Consider the following 18,429-nt stretch of genomic DNA (forward strand, 5'->3'; position numbering starts at 1 on the left):
AGTAGAAGACGCTGAAGAAGACAATGATCAAGTATTACTTGGTTAGCGCTATATATAGAGCGGTAATGTGGAGTTCTAAAATGGGTCCTCAAGTGCGGTGGAAACTGTGCTGGGAAAACGAGCTGGAGCTCTCCGACCACACAGAGCTCGCAAAGTTCTTTCGGATGACCTATGGGCCAACCGGAGCTTACAATGCGAAACCTTTTGAAGGTGCTCGCAGTTGGGCAGGAGCTAGACCTGAGCTGCGGATGATAGGCTACGATGCGCGCGGTGTGGCAGCTCACATGGGGCTGTTGCGTCGTTTCATTAGGGTGGGCGAGGTCGATCTACTCGTAGCGGAGCTGGGATTGTGGGGCGTGCGCCCAGATCTTGAGGGGCTCGGAATTAATTCTTTGCGCGTCATCTACCCAGTGCTTCAACAACTTGGTGTTCCGTTCGCGTTTGGCGGCGTTCGGCAGGCGTTGCATAAGCTCGTTGTCAGGCTCTGCCGAAATGGCCTTGTGACTGTTATGGAAGGGGTTCGCGTGCGGTCCACCCTTCCAGATGTCTATCTCAACCTACCCCCCACGCGCTCTGAAGACGTACTTCTTGTAGTTTTTCCGATAGGACGCTCCATGAGCGAATGGCCATCCGGGACATTAATCGAGCGGAATGGTCCTGAGCTATGAAAGAGCTTAACTACATAACTGAAGTGCGCAGAAGCGACGCCGGCAGCACCGATGATCGGAGCGTCTATCTTACCTTCGACGACGGTCCCGATCGCGCTTTCACCCCCGAGATCCTCGAGGTGCGGGCCAAACACCGGGTTCCGGCAACTTTCTTCGTGATCGCTGCCTACGCGCAGGACCATCCGGAGCTCATCCGGCGAATTGTTGCGAAAGGGCACCTCGTGGCCAACCACACGATGACCCACCCGGACCTATCAACCTGCGGTCGCCTGGACGTTGAACATCAGATACTCCAGACAAGCAGGACCATTGCGCAGGCCTGCCCTGAAGCCTCGGTACGGCATATACGCGCGCCTTACGGGATCTGGAGCGAGGACGTGTTACAGATATCGGCGAGCGCCGGGTTGGCGCCGGTCCACTGGACTGGTGCGACTATTTTACTGCATGATTGGTCCCCTCCTAATGAGTCGGAGCCCACTACCAGCATCACTCTGCGTGAGCAGGCGGCAGCGGCGTTGACCCACATGATCCCGACTTTGCATGATCGCGGGTTTACAATCCGCTCCCTTCCTTCGGATCATTAACGGACGGTTTTCTCATGGATCTGCTTGGCAGGACCGGCGCCGTGGCTATCTCTTTGTACGCAGCATTGTTGGCTGCCTGCAAAAGTATGCAAGCCATTTATGCTCTACCAACAAACGTCACCTCGGGTGCAGGCATTAGGATCGAGTACGTCCCGTCGGCCATCGCGGCAACGGTCGTTCCGGAGACGATGAGGGCGTATTTGCGCCAACGACTACGCTGGGCACGGAGCACGTTCCGCGACACATTGCTTGCACTCCGTCTGTTGCCTGGCCTCGATCGTTGTCTTACGCTGGACGTGATCGGGCAGAATCTTGGCCCGTTGCTCCTCGCCTTTTCAGTGCTGACGGGGCTATCACAGATCGTGATGACAGGCACTATGCCCTGGTCGACGATCCTGATGATTGCATCTCTGACCATGGTTCGATGCTGGGTGCCGGGAAGCTTTAACGGCTACGCACAAAGGTCATGAACTTAAGGCAGGACGAGAAATTGCAACTATTCAATCGATTCCGCCCCGAAGGCCATCTGTCTCACCTTGAGAGCAACCCCATCAGGCCGGAACAAAACCGACGTATCAATGGGAACGATTTGCTCCGCTATACAGATGTTGCAATCGAGATGACCGACGTAAAGAAGTCCTACGACGACAAAACTGTTATCAACCAGCTGTCATTCACCGTTACGACAGGAGAGTGCTACGGCCTGCTCGGTCCGAATGGTGCGGGCAAAAGCACAATTTCGCGTCTGATTCTCGGCATTGCACCGTTTGATGAGGGCACGATCAGGGTGCTTGGGGAGCCTGTGCCTTCTCGCGCCCGCCTTGCGCGTAGCCGCATCGGCGTGGTCCCGCAATTCGATGCGCTGGACAGTGAGTTTACGGCACGCGAGAACCTACTGGTGTTCGGCCGCTACTTTGGCTTTCGCACTCGCCAGCTTGAAGCCGCTATCCCAGCGCTTCTCAAGTTTGCGCGGCTCGAGAACAAGGCCGATGTTCGCGTCTCGGACCTATCGGGAGGTATGAAGCGCCGGCTGACGCTCGCGTGTGCGCTTATCAACGACCCGCAGCTCCTGATACTAGATGAGCCTACTACCGGCTTGGACCCACATGCCCGCCATCTTATCTGGGAACGGCTGCGTGCCCTGTTGGCGCAGGGCAAGACGATTCTACTGACCACCCACTTCATGGAAGAAGCGGAGCGGCTATGCAACCGGTTGTGCGTGCTCGAGAACGGACGCAAAATTGCAGAGGGCCGCCCTCACTCGCTGATTGACGAGCACATCGGGTGCGACGTGATTGAGATCTATGGCGGCAACCCCCGTGAACTGAGTTCGTTACTCAGGCCGCATGTGCGACGTATGGAGGTTAGCGGCGAGACTCTGTTTTGCTATGCCTCGGAGCCGGAGCAGGTGCGCTCTCAGCTGCAAGGACAAACTGGTCTACGCCTTTTGCAGCGACCAGCAAATCTCGAAGATGTTTTCTTGCGGCTGACGGGACGGGAGATAAAGGACTGAGCGATGTGGATACGTTACGCGGCGGTTCTGCCCGCAAATGCTTGGAATTGGATTTCTTTGTGGCGTCGCGATTATTTGGCGTGGAAAAAAGTCGCCATAGCGTCAATTCTCGGCAGTCTCGCCGAACCGGTTAGTTCTCTGTTTGGTCTCGGCTTCGGCCTAGGAACGCTAGTGGGCCCTGTCGACGGCATTCCGTATGTCGCATTTTTAGCGGCTGGCATGGTAGCCACTAGCGCTATGGTCTCCGCAACGTTCGAGACGATCTATGCGACCTTCGCTCGCATGCGTGCAAAACGAACTTGGGAAACAGCCCTTTGTACCCGCCTCACACTCGGGGATGTCGTCTTGGGTGAAGTGGCATGGGCAGCCAGCAAGGCTTTGTTAGCCGGGACTGCAATCATGCTCGTTGCCGCCATAATGGGCTATGCAACGTGGTCGTCGATTCTCTTTGCCTTGCCGGTCATCGCGCTCACGGGGCTTGCCTTTGCGAGCCTAGCCATGATCGTCACGGCAATTGCTCCAAGCCACGACTACTTCATCTTTTATCAGACGCTCTTTTTGACACCCATGCTATTTCTCTCAGGAGCGGTCTTCCCAATCACCCAGCTGCCCCACTTGTTTCAGCAGCTATCGCATCTGCTGCCGCTGTCACATTCAATCGAGCTGATCCGTCCGGCGATGCTAAATCGCACAGCCGGAAGCGTTGGACTGCACGTTAGCGCGCTTTGCATCTACGCAGTGGTCCCATTCTTCATATCGCTAGGGCTGCTTAATCGGCGTTTGATGCGCTGACACTGGCGAATACTTAGCTTTGAACTACGAAACCCGGTCTGGCGAGAGCGGCCTATCTTTAGAAACGGAATGGAGAGTAACATGCTGTGTCTGGGACTGAGTGGCGGTCTAAGCAGAATTTACGAAAACTCGTTCGATCTACCGAACACATTTATGCACGATGGGGCTGCGGTTCTCGTTCGTGACGGCCGAGTGATAGCGGCTGTCGAAGAGGAGCGCCTTAACCGAATCAAGCACTCAAACAAGCTACCAAGTCGTTCGATCCAATATTGCCTTGCATCTGCGGGTGTTCAGCTCAGCGATATCGACCGCATCGCGTACTATGCGACTGAGGCGTATTGCAACGCCGTGCTTGAGCGCCTGCACCTCTCTCACCCAAACACCTCAATCCCCATGGATGCAAGGCTGTTGTTGTGTGGACTGCTCGCGCAAGAATTCGGTGCCGAAATTGATCCCTCGCGTGTCTCCTTCGTAAGCCACCACATGTCGCATGCGGTTAGCGCGTTTTTTATGTCTGGATTCGAGCGAAGTCTGGTCCTCTCAATTGACGGCGGTGGAGACTTTCTTTCGGGCCTTTTGGCAGTAGGTTCCGGCACGGAAATTAAGCCACTCGTGACTTTTCCGGAGAATGATTCTCTAGGGCTGCTATACTTGGAGACGATCCGCTATCTCGGTTATGGAGCGTTCGATGAATATAAGGTCATGGGACTCGCACCTTACGGCAATCCCGCTCCTTATCGCAAGATCTTCGAACAATTCTACGAACTCTTAGACGATGGTGGTTATCGGGTCTATCTCGACCGAGTCGGTCCCACGTTGCTCCGCAACATTCAAATTCGGCGGAAAGGCATGCCGTTCACACAGCAGCATAAGGATGTGAGTGCTTCTTTGCAGGAAGCACTGGAGCGAATCGTGTTCCACGTCCTACGGCATTACACTAAGGTTACCGGCATAGAGCGGTTGTGTTTGGCCGGAGGAGTCGCTCACAACTGCACTTTGAATGGTAAACTCCTGTATTCGGGGATGTTTAAGGACATCTTCGTACAACCCGCAGCCCACGACGCTGGCTGCGCACTGGGCGCTGCATTGATAACCTCTAATGATCTGGGGCAGCCGACACCTCGTGAGCGTTTGGAGAGCGTCTATTGGGGACCCGATCTGGGGAGCGAACGGGCCGTGGAGGAGGAACTTGCTGCTTGGGGCCGACATCTCGACATTGAACGCTGTGATGACGTGGCAGGCAAAGCCGCCGAGTTGATCGCGAATGGCGCAGTGATCGCCTGGGTGCAGGGACGCTCGGAATTTGGTCCCCGCGCGCTAGGCAACCGAAGTATCCTTGCTGACCCGAGGCCGGCCTCAAACAAGGATAGAATCAACATGATGGTCAAGAAGCGCGAAGGCTACCGCCCCTTCGCTCCCTCCGTATTGGAGGAAGAGGCCAGGGAATTCTTTGATCTGCCGAGTATAATGCAGGAATTTCCCTTTATGAATTTTGTAGTTTCTGTACGCGAATCCAAGCGTAGTTTGCTCAGCGCCATCACGCACGTAGATGGTACGGCTCGTTTGCAAACGGTGTCGCGCGAAACAAATCCCGCTTATTGGGAGCTAATCAACGCCTTCGGGAAGCGAACCGGCGTCCCGATTTTGCTCAACACGTCCTTTAACAACAACGCCGAGCCGATAGTGGACTCGGTTAGGGACGCCGTGACCACATTTTTGACAACCGACCTGGATGCACTCGTGGTCGGGCCATTTCTCGTCAAGAAGCGCATCTCAACGATGGAGGACTGGAATAAACTAACGGTTTCCTTACCGCCTTACGCAAGTCTCCGTCAAGTGCGTGCCTATTCCACCCTCGATCGGCAAGAGACTGTATGTGAGATCCGCGCTGGTCCCTCCAGCCTTGAAGTCGTGCGTGTTTCACCGGAATTGTTTGAACAGCTAATAAGGATTGAGGGAGAAGCCCAGGTTAGCGACATTTTGGATGGAATCGCGCCGGATCAAAGTAGTCATGAAACTTTCGTCAATGAAATGCGCCAGATTTGGGGGCAGCGTTGCATATGCTTGCGTCCCGTGTGCGGCGGCTAATCAGCTGAACCGTTCCCCAATTAGGTGATGGGTGACTAGTGTGGCCTCTAGTAAAGCCAGTGCCGGTTTCGTCGCACGACAGAACATTCGGGTGAACCAAGAGGCCTATAACCGACAATGCGGCGCGCACATAGTGTTTGGACGGCGACGCGTCATGAGTGCAACTAAATCAAGAGGAAATGCCAAATGGACATAGCTCGGCATCTTAGAGAATGCCTGTCAGTCCCTATCCAGCGGGCACTGCGAGAACTCATGGAGACTGTGAGGGTGCCAACGTCTTCGTTAAAAGTACATCGACAAATCGTTTCGCTTCTGGATAAACCTGACCCTGTAATCTTGGACATCGGGTGCAATGACGGAAGCGATGCGCAACGCTTTCTGCGCCTTCTTCCGAACGCCCAGCTCTATTGCTTTGAGCCCGACCCCAGAGCCGCTGCGCGCTTCAAGGAAAAAATGGGTCGTTATCTGGACCAGATGAGGCTATCTGAGATCGCGATCAGTGACCGAAACGGAAGGGTAGAGTTTCATCCTAGCAATGGTGATGGTAGTGCTAAGGACTGGGATCTCTCGGGCTCGATACGTCGTCCCAAGAACCATCTTTCGGAATATGAGTGGGTTCGGTTTGACCGTCCGATTTCCGTCGAGACTAGGAGGCTGGATGACTGGTGCAGCGAAGCAGGATTAGAGAACATCGATTTGATCTGGATGGATGTGCAGGGAGCCGAGGCCGACGTTATCGCCGGCGGCAAACAGATCCTGAGCAGAACACGTTACATATACACGGAATATAGTAATCAGGAGCTCTATGAAGGGCAGCTTCCCCTACGCGCGATTTTTGAGCTTTTACCTTCCTTCCAGATGGTGGCTCAGTATCATCGAGGAGTGGAGGGTGATGTCTTGCTCAGAAACACGAACCTATAGCCGGTCCGATCCACCCCCCTGGCAGTTCCTTTCCGTCACGGGTTGGCGAAATAGCAGACGCAGGATTAGAACGACTTAGGCCGCAAGGATGGCGGTTAAATTTATTCCGTGGTTTTGAAGAATGATCTTCAGATTTACGCCACGTTAAAACTCAGGGATGCGCAAAGTGGATCATTTGCAGAGTAAGGTGCGTCGCGTATGTGTTCGCGCGCTTCAGACAGAACGGACAAACTCATGAAGCTGGAAGTCCGCAATTCTCCGGCCGTTTGCTTTCTCATCGGCGTCCCGCGCTCGGGAACAACATTGCTGGCGCACTTGCTCCAACGACACCCAGATATCACAGCTCCGCCTGAGCCGTGGCTGATTTTGGCCCTCGAAGCATTTGGAAAAACGGACCATCGCCACCCAGCCGGGGCGTCATTAATCCAGGGCGCAGTCGGTGAGTTCTTGGGCAGAATAGACCAAGTGAGCGTCAACAGGGCTTTTGCCGACGCCGCTTATGCTCAATATTTGGCGGCAGCGGGCAAGCGCACGTTGATCGACAAAACTCCGCGCTATTGGATGGTGCTCGATTATTTGCATTGCCTTTATCCGGAAGCGCCACACCTCTTACTACTGCGAAATCCATATGCTGTTGCCGCTTCAATGAAATCGACCTGGGGTATACCTTTCGTTTCAGAAAGATGCCCTCCGACTAGCGTAACCTGTCTCGCCGATCTTGTACTCGGAACTCCTTCCGCTGCTGTAGCCTTGGCTCTGGCAGACTTCGTGCTGGGCCTACCCGCGCTCGCGACGCAACGCGATCGCCACAATACGCAAGTCGTCCACTATGAGCTCTTAGTTGCCAACCCAAATGAGGAGATCCAGCGTCTGGTCGCTGGACTTGGCTACGACCCAAAGCACATGAAATCCGGGGTAATCGACCAAACGGATTACCTTCAGCTAAGTAACTTCGGGGATCGAACGCTCCTGGAGAAACAGGGCGTCGATGGCTGCTCAGTCGAGGCATGGCAGACACAACTGACGACGGAGGAGATGCAAGCAGTGACCGATCTAGTCGGTGCCGAGCTATTTGTGGAACTTGGTTATGAACAGGCATTTCGGCGGGCACAGCAGGCTGGGGTCGTGGATAGGGGTAGAGCCGTAACTGAGCGATACCGTCACGTGTTTAAAACCTGGTGGAATTTGCGACGTGGCGGGGACGGAGTATCGTTCGACTCCCTTGCTGATGCTTATGAACCGAACAGCAAAGGTCAACAAACCGAACAAAACTCCTCCTTATCCGCTTCAACAATGGCTGAGTTGACACAGGCGCTCGCGGCTTTGGAGGAAGCACGAACAATTCAGCTGGATGCCATCTGTAATCGCGATGCTACCATCGAGACGTTGCGGAGCGAGGTTCTGCGCCTTGAGCAGAGGCTCGCCGATGTGACCTGAACTTCCGAGAAGTGATGAGAGACATTGCTTCGGTCGTAAGACATGTAACGGCTTATGTATGGCTACCGGCAATACCATGGGATGAAAACTGCTCTTTATCAATTATCCTCACCCGACACCGTATGAAGCTTGCTTGAAGATCGGTCGGATCAGCAAGTATGCAAGTATGGCCATGAGGTGAAGTTGATCGTCCCGCGTTACGTGAAGCTTTTTGTCAAATAATGGAGAGGTGAGCATTATTTGACGAAGGGACATAGGCCCGCGGGGTGAAGCACCTCGTGACCGAGCGCGGCAATTTCGCGTGCCCAATCATGCGCGCTGCCGCAGGTGCGTCGATACAACCAAGCATGCTGGCTGCTTTCCGAAAAACCGCAGCACTTCGGTGCAGCGCAGCTTGCGGCTCAGGACCGGGGAGCCATCGCCTTTGGCGCGTGCACCTGAAAAATCTGCTTGACCAAATCCAATCCGACAATGGTAACTTGCTTCACGGAACTACCTTTGTGCGTTCAAGACAACGACCACGTTTTAGCACTCTGATGCTGCGGTAGCGGGTCGTTCCACCTCATCAAATAAGGTGGGACGCGTATTACCTCATTGGAGAATGCTCCCGACTGACCCGACTATTGCCTCACGAGTTTGCTCCTTTTGACACCGGCTGATGGTGGGATGCCGAGCCAAGACCTAAACGATCTGTTTGACCTGTGTTGCTCCTGTCACGGCGTTCCCGACGTTCCGCTCGCAGCGTTTGTGGTCCGGGTCGGACTTTCCTCCTCTACGTCGCTTCCGCCTTTGTCCTGCGGGTTCGTTGGGAACGAGGGGGAGGCAGATGAGGAGCAAAAAGATAAACAAAACCTGCCAACGGTATCATCCTGCTTCTCCGTCGAAGAGCAAAAAAGGTAACATAGATCGTCGACGGGGTCAGCCCGCACGTCTGGCGTGTAGAAGAGCCATGTGCCGACGGCTGCGGCGCATGCGAGCATCAGAATGGTGCTACGATTCATGAGATATCCCTCTCTGGTAACTATCGCTTCATTTTGCACAAGGGGCGGTCTGATCCGGAAGCCGCGAATGAACCCCTATCTGCTCGGATTGCACCGAGTATCACCGCCTCGCTCAAGGCGGATGGGACAAGTTGAGGTCACAGGGCGGCGAGACACCCTCGTCAAAATAAATGTTCGGTGCACAAGAGAAGGTGCACCACAAAAACGCTTCTTGATCAATGGTATAGGCAGTTACCTCCTGGGCTTGCATCCTTCAATTCTTCTATGCACTTTTCTGCAAAGACGGTAAAATCGTTAGATTTGATGGAACGCATTCGCGGTGTCGATATATCAAGGTATGCGCTTCAAGGCCATTAAGCTGAACCTTCTCATCCCGCTTGGGCGCGCTACTGACCGGACGCAGCCTCTAGCAGGCTGTTGAAAAAGGCCCTGGCGTGAAGACTTTGGTCGTGATTCATTGGCTTTGTCGAGATTCGGAGTTGATGGATGCGCGGCAGCGATGTGAGGACGGGTCAACTCTCAGTTATGTCGATCTGGAGGATCGTGTTCGTCGTGATCATCCGCTGCGGGCAATCCGGCAGATCGTGAACGACGCGCTCGTTTTGCTGGAACGGGAGTTTGCAGCGCTCTATTCACCGATCGGGCGGCCATCGATTGCGCCTGAGAAGCTTCTGCGCGCCATGCTTTTGCAAGCCTTCTATTCGATCCGTTCTGAGCGGCTTTTGATGGAGCGGCTGGAATACGACCTTCTGTTCCGCTGGTTTGTGGACATTGGCATTGACGATCCAGCTTGGGACCATTCGGTGTTTTCGAAGAACCGCGACCGGTTGCTAGAAGGCGACATCGCCGCGAAGTTCCTGGGTGCGATCCTTTCGCAGCCCAAGGTAAAGCGGCTGCTGTCAACGGACCACTTCTCTGTCGATGGCACGCTGATCGAAGCCTGGGCGTCGATGAAGAGCTTCAAGCCGAAGGACGGCTCGGGCGAACCACCATCGGATGGCGGCGGTCGGAATGTGGAAGCAGACTTTCATGGCGAAAGGCGTTCCAACGAGACGCATGCTTCAACGACCGACCCAGATGCAAGACTTTATAGGAAGGGCAAAGGCAAGGAGGCCAAGCTGTGCTTCATGGGGCACGGGCTGATGGAAAACCGCCATGGCCTGCTGGTCGATGCCTATCTGACAGAGGCCAGCGGATATGCTGAACGGGTAGCGGCGCTGCACATGATCGAGCCCTTCACTGAGCGGACACAAGCGATCACGCTGGGTGCCGACAAGGCCTATGACACAAAGGACTTCGTCAAAGATTTGCGGTCGATGAAGGTGACGCCCCATGTGGCGCAGAACATCAATGGTCGCCGCTCGGCCATTGACGGGCGCACGACGCGCCATTCTGGCTATGGCGTCAGCTTGCGCATCCGCAAGCGCATCGAGGAGGCGTTCGGCTGGATCAAGACCGTCGCGGGGCAGGACAAGACGAAGTTCCGTGGCCGCGACCGCGTCGGATGGGCCTTCACCTTCGCGGCCGCCGCCTATGATCTGGTGCGGTTACCGAAACTGATGGCGGTGTCGTCATGAGCGCGGCTTCAAACTGCCGCCTGATTGGCCGCTGGCGGATCGTCGAGGCCGATCTATGGGATCGGGATTATCTCGACCTGGTTGAGCCCGCCACAATCACCATCGGAGCCAATGGATATGGCGAAATCGCCTTCGGTGCGATGCAAGCGGGCCTCCAACTCGGCTACAGCACGTCCATGGTCTCCTTCACTTGGGCCGGATGCGACGAAATGGACGAGGTCTCGGGTGACGGTCATGCCGAATTGCTCGACGATGGCGCAATCGAGATCGCGTTCGCTTACCACAATGGCGACGAGGCCATCCTGAAGGCCAAGCCAGAGACTTCTTCAACAGCCTGCTAGGTCGCGGCACGTACCGAACAATCTGCGACGGGACTGCGCAAGCGGGCCATGGCGCTGTCCTTCGCGTCGAGGATACCAATGGAAATCCGCTCGCCGGTGCTCATGTCGTTGCATTCACCAATTTCCGCACCCGGGAGCCAGCGATGACAGCTCAACAGACGATCCTTGCCGTCCATCAGGAGACGGCCGCTGCTCAGCGTTTTGCGCCCCCCGCAGTATCAATCGTCAGCCGACCGTTACTGGTCTTGCCGCTCGCAACCGACTCACGGTCGCCGCGAGTTTGCCGTCCCGGAACTCGCAGCGTCGACGATGCGGCAGCGCGCCGCAGTGTCCGTGCAGGCGGATCCCTTGTAATGGTTCCGGCGCGCTCATCGGCAGCAAACCCAATCCAACCCTTAGCTCAGAAGCCCTCAGCTATCTGCTGACGACCTCTGATACGCGGCCAGGTAGGATTCATGACCCATTACATTCCTAGGAAGGCCTCGTAAGCTTTCCTCGCACGACGACGCAGCAACGGGTTTCAACGGGTCCGCTGTGCCCCTAGTCGTTTCGACAGCTCTGCAGCCGCCTGTATAAGTACCTTGAGATGCGCGGTCTGCGCCTCAGGTGTGAACCGCTGCATCGGTACCGTGAGACCTAATGACCCTACGAGGGAATTTCCCACGCCGAACACAGGCACGCCGATCGCACCGGTCTCAGGATCGCGCTCGCCGAGGGAGATGTAGTAACCCTTCTCGCGGATGTCGTCGTAGAAAACGCCCGCCTTTCCAGAGAATGCCATGAGGATTCTAGCGGTTGCTCCTCTATCGAGGGTCAACGATGCCCCCTCTTCGAGGTAGTGGCGGAAAATGCGGTCGCGTGATGCCGAAACAGACAGATACGACGGTCGCCATCCTTGATGTAGGATGCAGCGGTCTCCTGGCTCGTCTCCACCAGCTCGCGGAGGACGGGCCGGACGTAGTCAGCGAGATTGAATGCGGGCTTATACTGGTTTCCAAGCCGATAGAGCGACGAGCCGAGTCGGAAGCGCCCGTCGGCTTCCCGGTACATAGCCAAACCGCTCAAGCGATCCAGCGAGCCTCAGGATCGTTCTCGGATAGAACCCGGGTCTTCTGTGAAAGTTCGTTCAATGTCATTCGCGGGTCGTTGTCGCCGAACGCATCGAGAATCGTCAGTACGCGTTCGACAGCTTCCACCCGCTGTTCCTTCTCAGCTGGCATCAACGCCTCCGTGCTCGATTTCTGCTCTGCAGAATCAGATAGCCTTTCCGCTGGGTGCAGTTCAATCCCGGCTTCGTTGTCGAACCGATATCTTGATCGATGATAGGCTTCGAGTAGACGGGACCGATCAAGCCTATGAAGCCATCGTCGTCCTCTAGGATCCAATCCTGTTCTTGCATCATCCGATCGGACCCCTCAAAGGGATCACGCCGAAGACGAGCGCCCCCAGAAGCATGGCCATCATCAGGCCGATTATCCAGAAGATCGACGCCCGCTGATTCTCTCCGTAGTTGATGTCCAGCAGGGCGACAAGGAGGTAGGTCGAGGCGACTAGCGGGCTCAGCAAGTGCAACGGTTGGCCGACAAGCGACGCTCGGGTCATCTCGGCAGAGGTGATCCCGTACGAGGCTGCGGTCTTCGCAAGAATTGGAAGAACGCCGAAAAAGAATGCGTCGTTCGTGACGACATACGTGGCGGGACCGCCCAGCAGCGCGACGAGCGGTGCAAGGTAGGGACCCAGCCACTCAGGAGTTGACGTACAGAAGGCTGTTCGACACGGCATCGAGCATGCCCGTGCCGTTTAGAATTCCGGTGAGTATGCCCGCCGCCAAATCAGCGAGACAACCGCTGGCACGTTGTCGGCGTGTGCGCTCAGGCGCTCCTGCTGATCGGATGTCCGGATAGTTGATCAACAGGGCGAACGCCGTCGCCACCATGAACAGGATGGGCAGCGGAAGTAGACCCTGGATCAATGCGTGGATCAGGCCGGCGGTAAGGACGGCATTGAAGGGCAGCTTCCTGGGCGTCTATATTCAGGAACCTCCCCAAGGCTCTCCTCGATCGCGGCGACGCCCGTGTGGCAGATCTGTCCGCTTCGGCGGCGCTCCTTCAAGCCGAACACAATGGAGGCGACGACGATGTAGGCAATGCCGACGAGCATGGCCGGGATCAGCAGCACGAAGACCTCGCTGACATCGAGATGCATGGCACTGGCGGCCCGCGCTGTGGGGCCGCCCCAGGGCACGATGTTCATGACACCGATGGACATCAGCAGGAGCGTCGCCATGTACTGGATGCGGAGCCTTTGGTAGATGGGAAGCAGAGCAGTGATGCAAATCGCGTATGTCGTTGCCCCGTCGCCGTCGAGTGCGACCACGGCGCCGAGGATTGCGGTGCCGACGACGATCTTGAGCGGATCGCCCTTGGCGGTTTTCACCACGAAACGGATGAGCGTGTCGAACAGCCCTGCCTCGGCCATGACGCAGAAGTAAATGATCTCGAAGAACAGTATCGCGGCCGGCGGCGCGTGCTTCACGAGACCATCCATCATCATCTCGCCGATCTCTCCGCCAACTCCTGCAAGAAATCCGAAGACGATCGGCACGACTATGAGGGCAACCAAAGCCGTCATGCGCTTGGTCATGATAAGCGTCATGAAGCTGGCGACCATCGCGTAACCAAGAAATGTCAGCATATCTCTCCTCTCGACGATCGCGCTTCTGAGGTCCAGCCGACGCGGGATCGGAAAACTCCTGAAATGTGCTGCGGGCTTCGATCGCTACGCGTAGCGGAAGCCCTTGGGGGCAGGCCTGCGTCGTGGACGTGGCCGTAAAGAGCCTCACCCGGCAGCCCCGAAAGAATGATCGCACGCGCCGCGATCAGCTTGTCGATGTCAATCCCGGTCTTGAGACCCATTGCTTCGAGCATGAACACGAGTCTTCGGTGACAATGTTTCCCGTAGCTCCCGGAGCATAGGGCCAGCCGCCCAGACCCGCCTGTGAGGAAGCGAAGGCGGTGACGCCCACCTCAAGCGCCGCGACGACGTTCGCGAGTCCCTGCCCGCGAACGTTGTGGAAATGCGCGCCGCAGGCCTTGTCACCGAGTTCGGCGATGAGGCGGGTGAACAGCCGTTTGACCTGGGCCGGATTGCCGTAGCCTGTCGTGTCGGAGAGGCCGACCGTATCAACTCCTGCGTCCGCGAGGATGACAGCCAGCTCGATAACCCAGACTTCGGAGATCGCGCCCTCCATCGTGCAGCCGAATGCGGTCGAGATGCCGACTTCCACCCCGGGACGGTACCCGTCGCACAGCGTCTTCCGCGGGTCGCACACGCATGCGACGTCGGCGACCGCCTCCTCGACCGATCTGTTGATGTTTGCCCTGCTGTGGGCCTGCGATGCCGAAACGGGCATGGTGATCTTGTGGGTCTGGACATTGAAGGCCGCCTCGGCGCCGCGCAGGTTCGGAACGAGCGCGAGAACCGTCAAATCGGGGATCTCGATGGCAGCCGTTACGACGTCGGCGCAGTCCGCCATCTGGGGCAGCAGTTTTGACGATACAAAGGATCCGACGTCGATTTCCGTGAGGCCTGCCTCTGCGAGCTTCCCGATCCACGCGATCTTTGTGGCGGTGGGCATGGCGCGCTTGATGCTCTGGAGACCGTCACGCGGTCCGACTTCGCTGACTATGACGTTGCGGCTTCTATCTCCCACAGCAGGCTGCTCCAGTTCCCTTGGACAGAATTCAAGTCGGTGGAGGCCCCCGGATCGCGTTCTTCTGCGCGCACATGCGCAAGCGACTATCGACCGGCGAAGTCAGTCCGGCCGCGAAGCGGTTGGACCGGGCGCCCGCACCATGTTCCCTATTAATGCCCGCGGAGCCTTCCTTGGGAAACCGCCGCGCTCAGTTATGTCGAATGATCGGTGAGCGTCAAGAACGCCGATCGGGAGTTAGTGGATCAGAAATCCCAATCCTCGTCTTCGGTCGCCACCGCCTTGCCGATGACATAGGAAGAGCCGGAACCGGAAAAGAAGTCGTGGTTCTCGTCGGCGTTCGGCGATAGCGCAGACAGGATCGCCGGATTGACCTTGCAGGCCTCGGCCGGGAAAAGCGCCTCGTAGCCGAGGTTCATCAGTGCCTTGTTGGCGTTGTAGTGCAGGAACTTCTTGACGTCCTCGGTCAGCCCGACGCCGTCATAGAGCGCCTCGGTATATTTCGCCTCGTTGTCGTAGAGTTCGAGCAGCAGATCAAAGGCGAAATCCTTGATTTCCTGCAGGCGCCCTTCGGAAAGCCGCTCCAGTCCGCGCTGGAACTTGTAGCCGACATAATAGCCGTGGACCGCCTCATCGCGGATGATCAGCCGGATCATGTCGGCCGTGTTGGTGAGTTTGGCACGGCTCGACCAGTACATTGGAAGATAGAAGCCCGAATAGAACAGGAAGGTCTCGAGGAAGACGCTGGCAACCTTCTTCTTCAAGGGGTCGCCGGAGGCGTATTGCTCCATGATCAGCACCGACTTGCGCTGCAGGAACTCGTTCTCCTCCGACCAGCGGTAGGCATCGTCGACGTCGGGCGTCAGGCAGAGCGTCGAGAAGATCGACGAGTAGGAGCGCGCATGCACCGCCTCCATGAAGGAGATGTTGGAGAGCACCGCCTCCTCGTGCGGCGTCACGGCATCCTCCATCAGTTTGACCGAACCGACGCCGTTCTGGATCGTGTCGAGCAGCGTCAGACCCGTGAAAACGCGGATGGTGAGCTGCTGCTCCTCCGGCTTCAGCGTCGCCCAGGATTGGATGTCGTTGGACAACGGCACCTTTTCCGGCAGCCAAAAATTGCCGGTCAAGCGATTCCAGACTTCGAGATCCTTATCGTCTTCGATGCGGTTCCAGTTAATGGCGCGAACGCGGCTTGCCGGCTCGAATTGCATGGTCATTGTCATCGTCCCTCAAAGATTCAGAGCGTGCAGGAAACGCAGTCCTGAACCTGCGTGCCTTCGAGCGCCATCTGGCGGAGCCGGATGTAGTAGATGGTCTTGATGCCCTTCTTCCAGGCGTGGATTTGCGCCCGGTTGATGTCGCGGGTCGTCGCCGTGTCGCGGAAGAACAGCGTCAGCGACAGGCCCTGATCGACATGCTGGGTGGCGGCCGCATAGGTATCGATGATTTTCTTCGGCCCGATCTCGTAGGCATCCTGATAATAGTCGAGATTGTCGTTGGTCATGAAGGCGGCCGGGTAATAGACGCGGCCGATCTTGCCTTCCTTGCGGATCTCGATCTTCGAGACGATCGGATGGATTGAGGAGGTCGAGTGATTGATGTAGGAGATCGAGCCCGTCGGCGGCACGGCCTGCAGGTTCTGGTTATAGAGACCTGAAGTCATCACGGACTGCTTCAACGCGAGCCAATCTTCCTGCGTCGGGATGGCAATACCGGCCTTCTCGACGATGTCGGCGATGCGCTCGGTCGCAGGCTTCCATTCCTGCCCGGTATATTTGTCAAAATACTCGCCCGAGGCATATTTCGAGTTCTCGAAGCCCTTGAAACTCTGGCCCCGCTCGATTGCCAGCCGGTTCGAGGCACGGATCGCGTGATAGGTCACCGTGTAGAAATAGATGTTGGTGAAATCGATGCCTTCCTCGGAGCCATAGAAGATGCGTTCGCGGGCAAGATAGCCGTGCAGGTTCATTTGGCCGAGGCCAATGGCATGGCTTTCGTCGTTGCCATTTTCGATCGAGGGTACGGAGGAGATATAGCTCATGTCGGAAACGGCCGTCAGCGCCCGGATCGACATCTCGATCGTCTTGCCGAAATCGGGGCTGTCCATCGCGGCGGCGATATTGAGCGAACCGAGATTGCAGGAGATATCCTTCCCCATATGTTTATAGGAGAGGTCGTCGCCGTATTCGCTCGCCTCGCTCACCTGTAGGATTTCCGAGCAGAGGTTGCTCATGGTGATGCGGCCGGCGACCGGGTTGGCGCGGTTCACCGTGTCCTCGAACATGAGGTAGGGATAACCACTCTCGAACTGGATCTCGGCGATCACCTGGAAGAAGTCCCGTGCCTTGATCTTCTTCTTGCGGATGCGGCCATCGGCGACCATCTCGCGATATTTTTCCGTGACCGAAATTTCGGTGAAGGGCACGCCATAGACCCGCTCCACGTCATAGGGCGAGAACAGATACATATCCTCGTTGTTCTTCGCGAGTTCGAAGGCGATGTCGGGGATGACGACGCCGAGCGACAGGGTCTTGATGCGGATCTTCTCGTCGGCATTTTCGCGCTTGGTATCGAGGAAGCGCATAATGTCCGGATGGTGGGCATGGAGGTAGACGGCGCCCGCCCCCTGCCGCGCGCCAAGCTGGTTGGCATAGGAGAAGCTGTCTTCGAGCAGCTTCATCACGGGGATGATGCCGGAGGACTGGTTCTCGATCTGCTTGATAGGCGCACCGGCTTCGCGGATGTTGGTCAGCGACAGCGCCACACCGCCGCCGCGCTTGGAGAGCTGCAGCGCCGAATTGATCGAGCGGCCGATAGACTCCATGTTGTCCTCGACGCGCAGCAGAAAGCAGGAGACGAGCTCGCCGCGCTGTTTCTTGCCGGCGTTGAGGAAGGTCGGCGTTGCCGGCTGGAAGCGGCCGGAGATGATTTCGTCCACCAAGTCATGGGCAAGCTGCTCATTGCCGCGCGCCAGGGCCAGCGCCACCATGCAGACACGGTCTTCATAGCGCTCCAGATAGCGCTTTCCGTCGAAGGTCTTCAGCGTATAGCTGGTATAATATTTGAAAGCGCCGAGAAACGTCGGAAACCGGAACTTCTTCGCATAGGCGTGATCGAAGAGATCACGCACGAAATTGAACGAGTACTGATCCAACACCCCCTGCTCGTAGTAACCTTCGGTCACCAGGTAATCCAGCTTCTCCCGCAGATTATGGAAGAAGACGGTGTTCTGGTTGACGTGCTGAAGGAAGTACTGCTTGGTCGCCAGCCGATCCTTGTCCAGCTGGATCTTTCCCTCCTCGTCGTAGAGATTCAGCATCGCATTGAGCGCATGATAGTCCAGCGCTGGTTCAGCCGCCTTCGTGTCCGGCGCCTTCACCGCGCGTTCGAGAATTGCCGTGTCCAAAATCGTTCCAATCCATATCTGACGTTGACGACATCTTCTTGCGTGCCGATGAGCTCGAACCTGTAGAGATACGGCACTCCGCACCTTTGCGAGATGAGGTCGCCGGCGAACCCGAAGGTCGCTCCGAAGTTGCTGTTGCCCGAGGCGATGACGCCGCGGAGATTTGAGCGGTTTGCCGCCTCGTTGAGGAAACGGATCACCTGTTTTGGCACCGCATTCTTGCCGCCCTCGCCGCTATAAGTTGGCACGACGAGAACGAACGGATTCGCCGTCTCAAGGCCGGGTTCGCCACCAATCGGAATGCGCTGCGCTCGCAAGCCCAGCTTCTGCACAAAGCGATGGGTGTTTTCCGAGCGGCTGGAAAAATAGACGAGCCCGCCCATCCC

General features: G+C 56.8%; 18 protein-coding genes and 2 pseudogenes. 10 read left to right on the plus strand and 10 right to left on the minus strand.

The genetic code is table 11. The features are described 5' to 3' along the window. Positions 1-80 precede the first annotated feature (80 nt). From ACZ9DP_RS14215 to ACZ9DP_RS14260, 10 genes and pseudogenes are all read left to right on the plus strand, one after another. On the plus strand, positions 81-668 hold the full coding sequence (locus tag ACZ9DP_RS14215) for a NodA family N-acyltransferase (protein ID WP_476202772.1): 588 nt from the start codon (positions 81-83) through the stop codon (positions 666-668). Next, positions 665-1,252 (plus strand): polysaccharide deacetylase family protein, encoded by a 588-nt coding sequence (locus ACZ9DP_RS14220; RefSeq protein WP_476202543.1) that lies wholly within the window; start codon positions 665-667, stop codon positions 1,250-1,252. The genes ACZ9DP_RS14215 and ACZ9DP_RS14220 overlap by 4 nt, the downstream gene beginning before the upstream one ends. A 128-nt stretch (positions 1,253-1,380) precedes the next feature. Next, positions 1,381-1,686: pseudogene (locus ACZ9DP_RS14225) on the plus strand (glycosyltransferase family 2 protein); the annotation flags it as partial. Between the two features lie 140 nt (positions 1,687-1,826). Then, positions 1,827-2,765, plus strand: coding sequence for a nodulation factor ABC transporter ATP-binding protein NodI (gene nodI / locus ACZ9DP_RS14230; RefSeq protein WP_476202773.1), 939 nt, complete (start codon positions 1,827-1,829; stop codon positions 2,763-2,765). Between the two features lie 3 nt (positions 2,766-2,768). Continuing rightward, on the plus strand, positions 2,769-3,557 hold the full coding sequence (locus tag ACZ9DP_RS14235; protein WP_476202545.1) for an ABC transporter permease: 789 nt from the start codon (positions 2,769-2,771) through the stop codon (positions 3,555-3,557). A gap of 81 nt (positions 3,558-3,638) precedes the next feature. After that, a complete protein-coding gene (locus ACZ9DP_RS14240; RefSeq protein ID WP_476202547.1) occupies positions 3,639-5,645 on the plus strand; it encodes a carbamoyltransferase family protein in 2,007 nt (668 codons plus the stop codon). 252 nt (positions 5,646-5,897) lie between these two features. Beyond that, complete coding sequence (noeI, locus tag ACZ9DP_RS14245; RefSeq protein WP_476202549.1) at positions 5,898-6,566, plus strand: 2-O-methyltransferase NoeI; 669 nt, start codon at positions 5,898-5,900, stop codon at positions 6,564-6,566. A 234-nt stretch (positions 6,567-6,800) separates the two neighbouring features. Further along, positions 6,801-8,003: a nodulation protein NoeE gene (gene noeE / locus ACZ9DP_RS14250; protein WP_476202551.1), complete on the plus strand. Its 1,203-nt coding sequence runs from the start codon at positions 6,801-6,803 to the stop codon at positions 8,001-8,003. Between the two features lie 1,487 nt (positions 8,004-9,490). Next, positions 9,491-10,581: pseudogene (locus ACZ9DP_RS14255) on the plus strand (IS5 family transposase). After that, complete coding sequence (locus ACZ9DP_RS14260; RefSeq protein WP_476202553.1) at positions 10,578-10,922, plus strand: hypothetical protein; 345 nt, start codon at positions 10,578-10,580, stop codon at positions 10,920-10,922. The pseudogene ACZ9DP_RS14255 and the gene ACZ9DP_RS14260 overlap by 4 nt, the downstream one beginning before the upstream one ends. On the opposite strand, the gene ACZ9DP_RS14265 is transcribed toward ACZ9DP_RS14260, so the two are convergent. The 10 genes from ACZ9DP_RS14265 to nrdI all read right to left on the minus strand — a co-directional run bounded on the left by ACZ9DP_RS14265 (position 10,919) and on the right by nrdI (position 18,426). Further along, positions 10,919-11,098 carry a hypothetical protein gene (locus ACZ9DP_RS14265; protein ID WP_476202555.1) on the minus strand — a complete coding sequence of 60 codons (180 nt, stop codon included), beginning with the start codon at positions 11,096-11,098 and terminating at the stop codon, positions 10,919-10,921. The genes ACZ9DP_RS14260 and ACZ9DP_RS14265 overlap by 4 nt on opposite strands. A 344-nt stretch (positions 11,099-11,442) precedes the next feature. After that, positions 11,443-11,703, minus strand: coding sequence for an IclR family transcriptional regulator domain-containing protein (locus ACZ9DP_RS14270; protein ID WP_476202556.1), 261 nt, complete (start codon positions 11,701-11,703; stop codon positions 11,443-11,445). Between the two features lie 32 nt (positions 11,704-11,735). Continuing rightward, complete coding sequence (locus tag ACZ9DP_RS14275; RefSeq protein WP_476202557.1) at positions 11,736-11,987, minus strand: hypothetical protein; 252 nt, start codon at positions 11,985-11,987, stop codon at positions 11,736-11,738. Next, on the minus strand, positions 11,984-12,142 hold the full coding sequence (locus tag ACZ9DP_RS14280; RefSeq protein ID WP_476202558.1) for a helix-turn-helix domain-containing protein: 159 nt from the start codon (positions 12,140-12,142) through the stop codon (positions 11,984-11,986). The genes ACZ9DP_RS14275 and ACZ9DP_RS14280 overlap by 4 nt, the downstream gene beginning before the upstream one ends. A 178-nt stretch (positions 12,143-12,320) precedes the next feature. Beyond that, positions 12,321-12,704, minus strand: coding sequence for a hypothetical protein (locus ACZ9DP_RS14285; RefSeq protein ID WP_476202559.1), 384 nt, complete (start codon positions 12,702-12,704; stop codon positions 12,321-12,323). 198 nt (positions 12,705-12,902) lie between these two features. Beyond that, on the minus strand, positions 12,903-13,616 hold the full coding sequence (locus tag ACZ9DP_RS14290) for an SLC13 family permease (RefSeq protein ID WP_476202560.1): 714 nt from the start codon (positions 13,614-13,616) through the stop codon (positions 12,903-12,905). Between the two features lie 184 nt (positions 13,617-13,800). Then, positions 13,801-14,634, minus strand: a complete 834-nt coding sequence (locus tag ACZ9DP_RS14295; protein WP_476202561.1) for a hydroxymethylglutaryl-CoA lyase — start codon at positions 14,632-14,634, stop codon at positions 13,801-13,803. Positions 14,635-14,879: 245 nt separating this feature from the next. After that, positions 14,880-15,854 (minus strand): class 1b ribonucleoside-diphosphate reductase subunit beta, encoded by a 975-nt coding sequence (nrdF, locus tag ACZ9DP_RS14300; RefSeq protein ID WP_476202562.1) that lies wholly within the window; start codon positions 15,852-15,854, stop codon positions 14,880-14,882. A gap of 20 nt (positions 15,855-15,874) precedes the next feature. After that, positions 15,875-18,043, minus strand: coding sequence for a class 1b ribonucleoside-diphosphate reductase subunit alpha (gene nrdE, locus ACZ9DP_RS14305; protein ID WP_476202563.1), 2,169 nt, complete (start codon positions 18,041-18,043; stop codon positions 15,875-15,877). Continuing rightward, positions 18,013-18,426, minus strand: coding sequence for a class Ib ribonucleoside-diphosphate reductase assembly flavoprotein NrdI (gene nrdI, locus ACZ9DP_RS14310; RefSeq protein WP_476202774.1), 414 nt, complete (start codon positions 18,424-18,426; stop codon positions 18,013-18,015). The genes nrdE and nrdI overlap by 31 nt, the downstream gene beginning before the upstream one ends. Between the last annotated feature and the right edge of the window lie 3 nt (positions 18,427-18,429).

Source organism: Rhizobium sp. USDA 4016 (genome assembly GCF_056279705.1).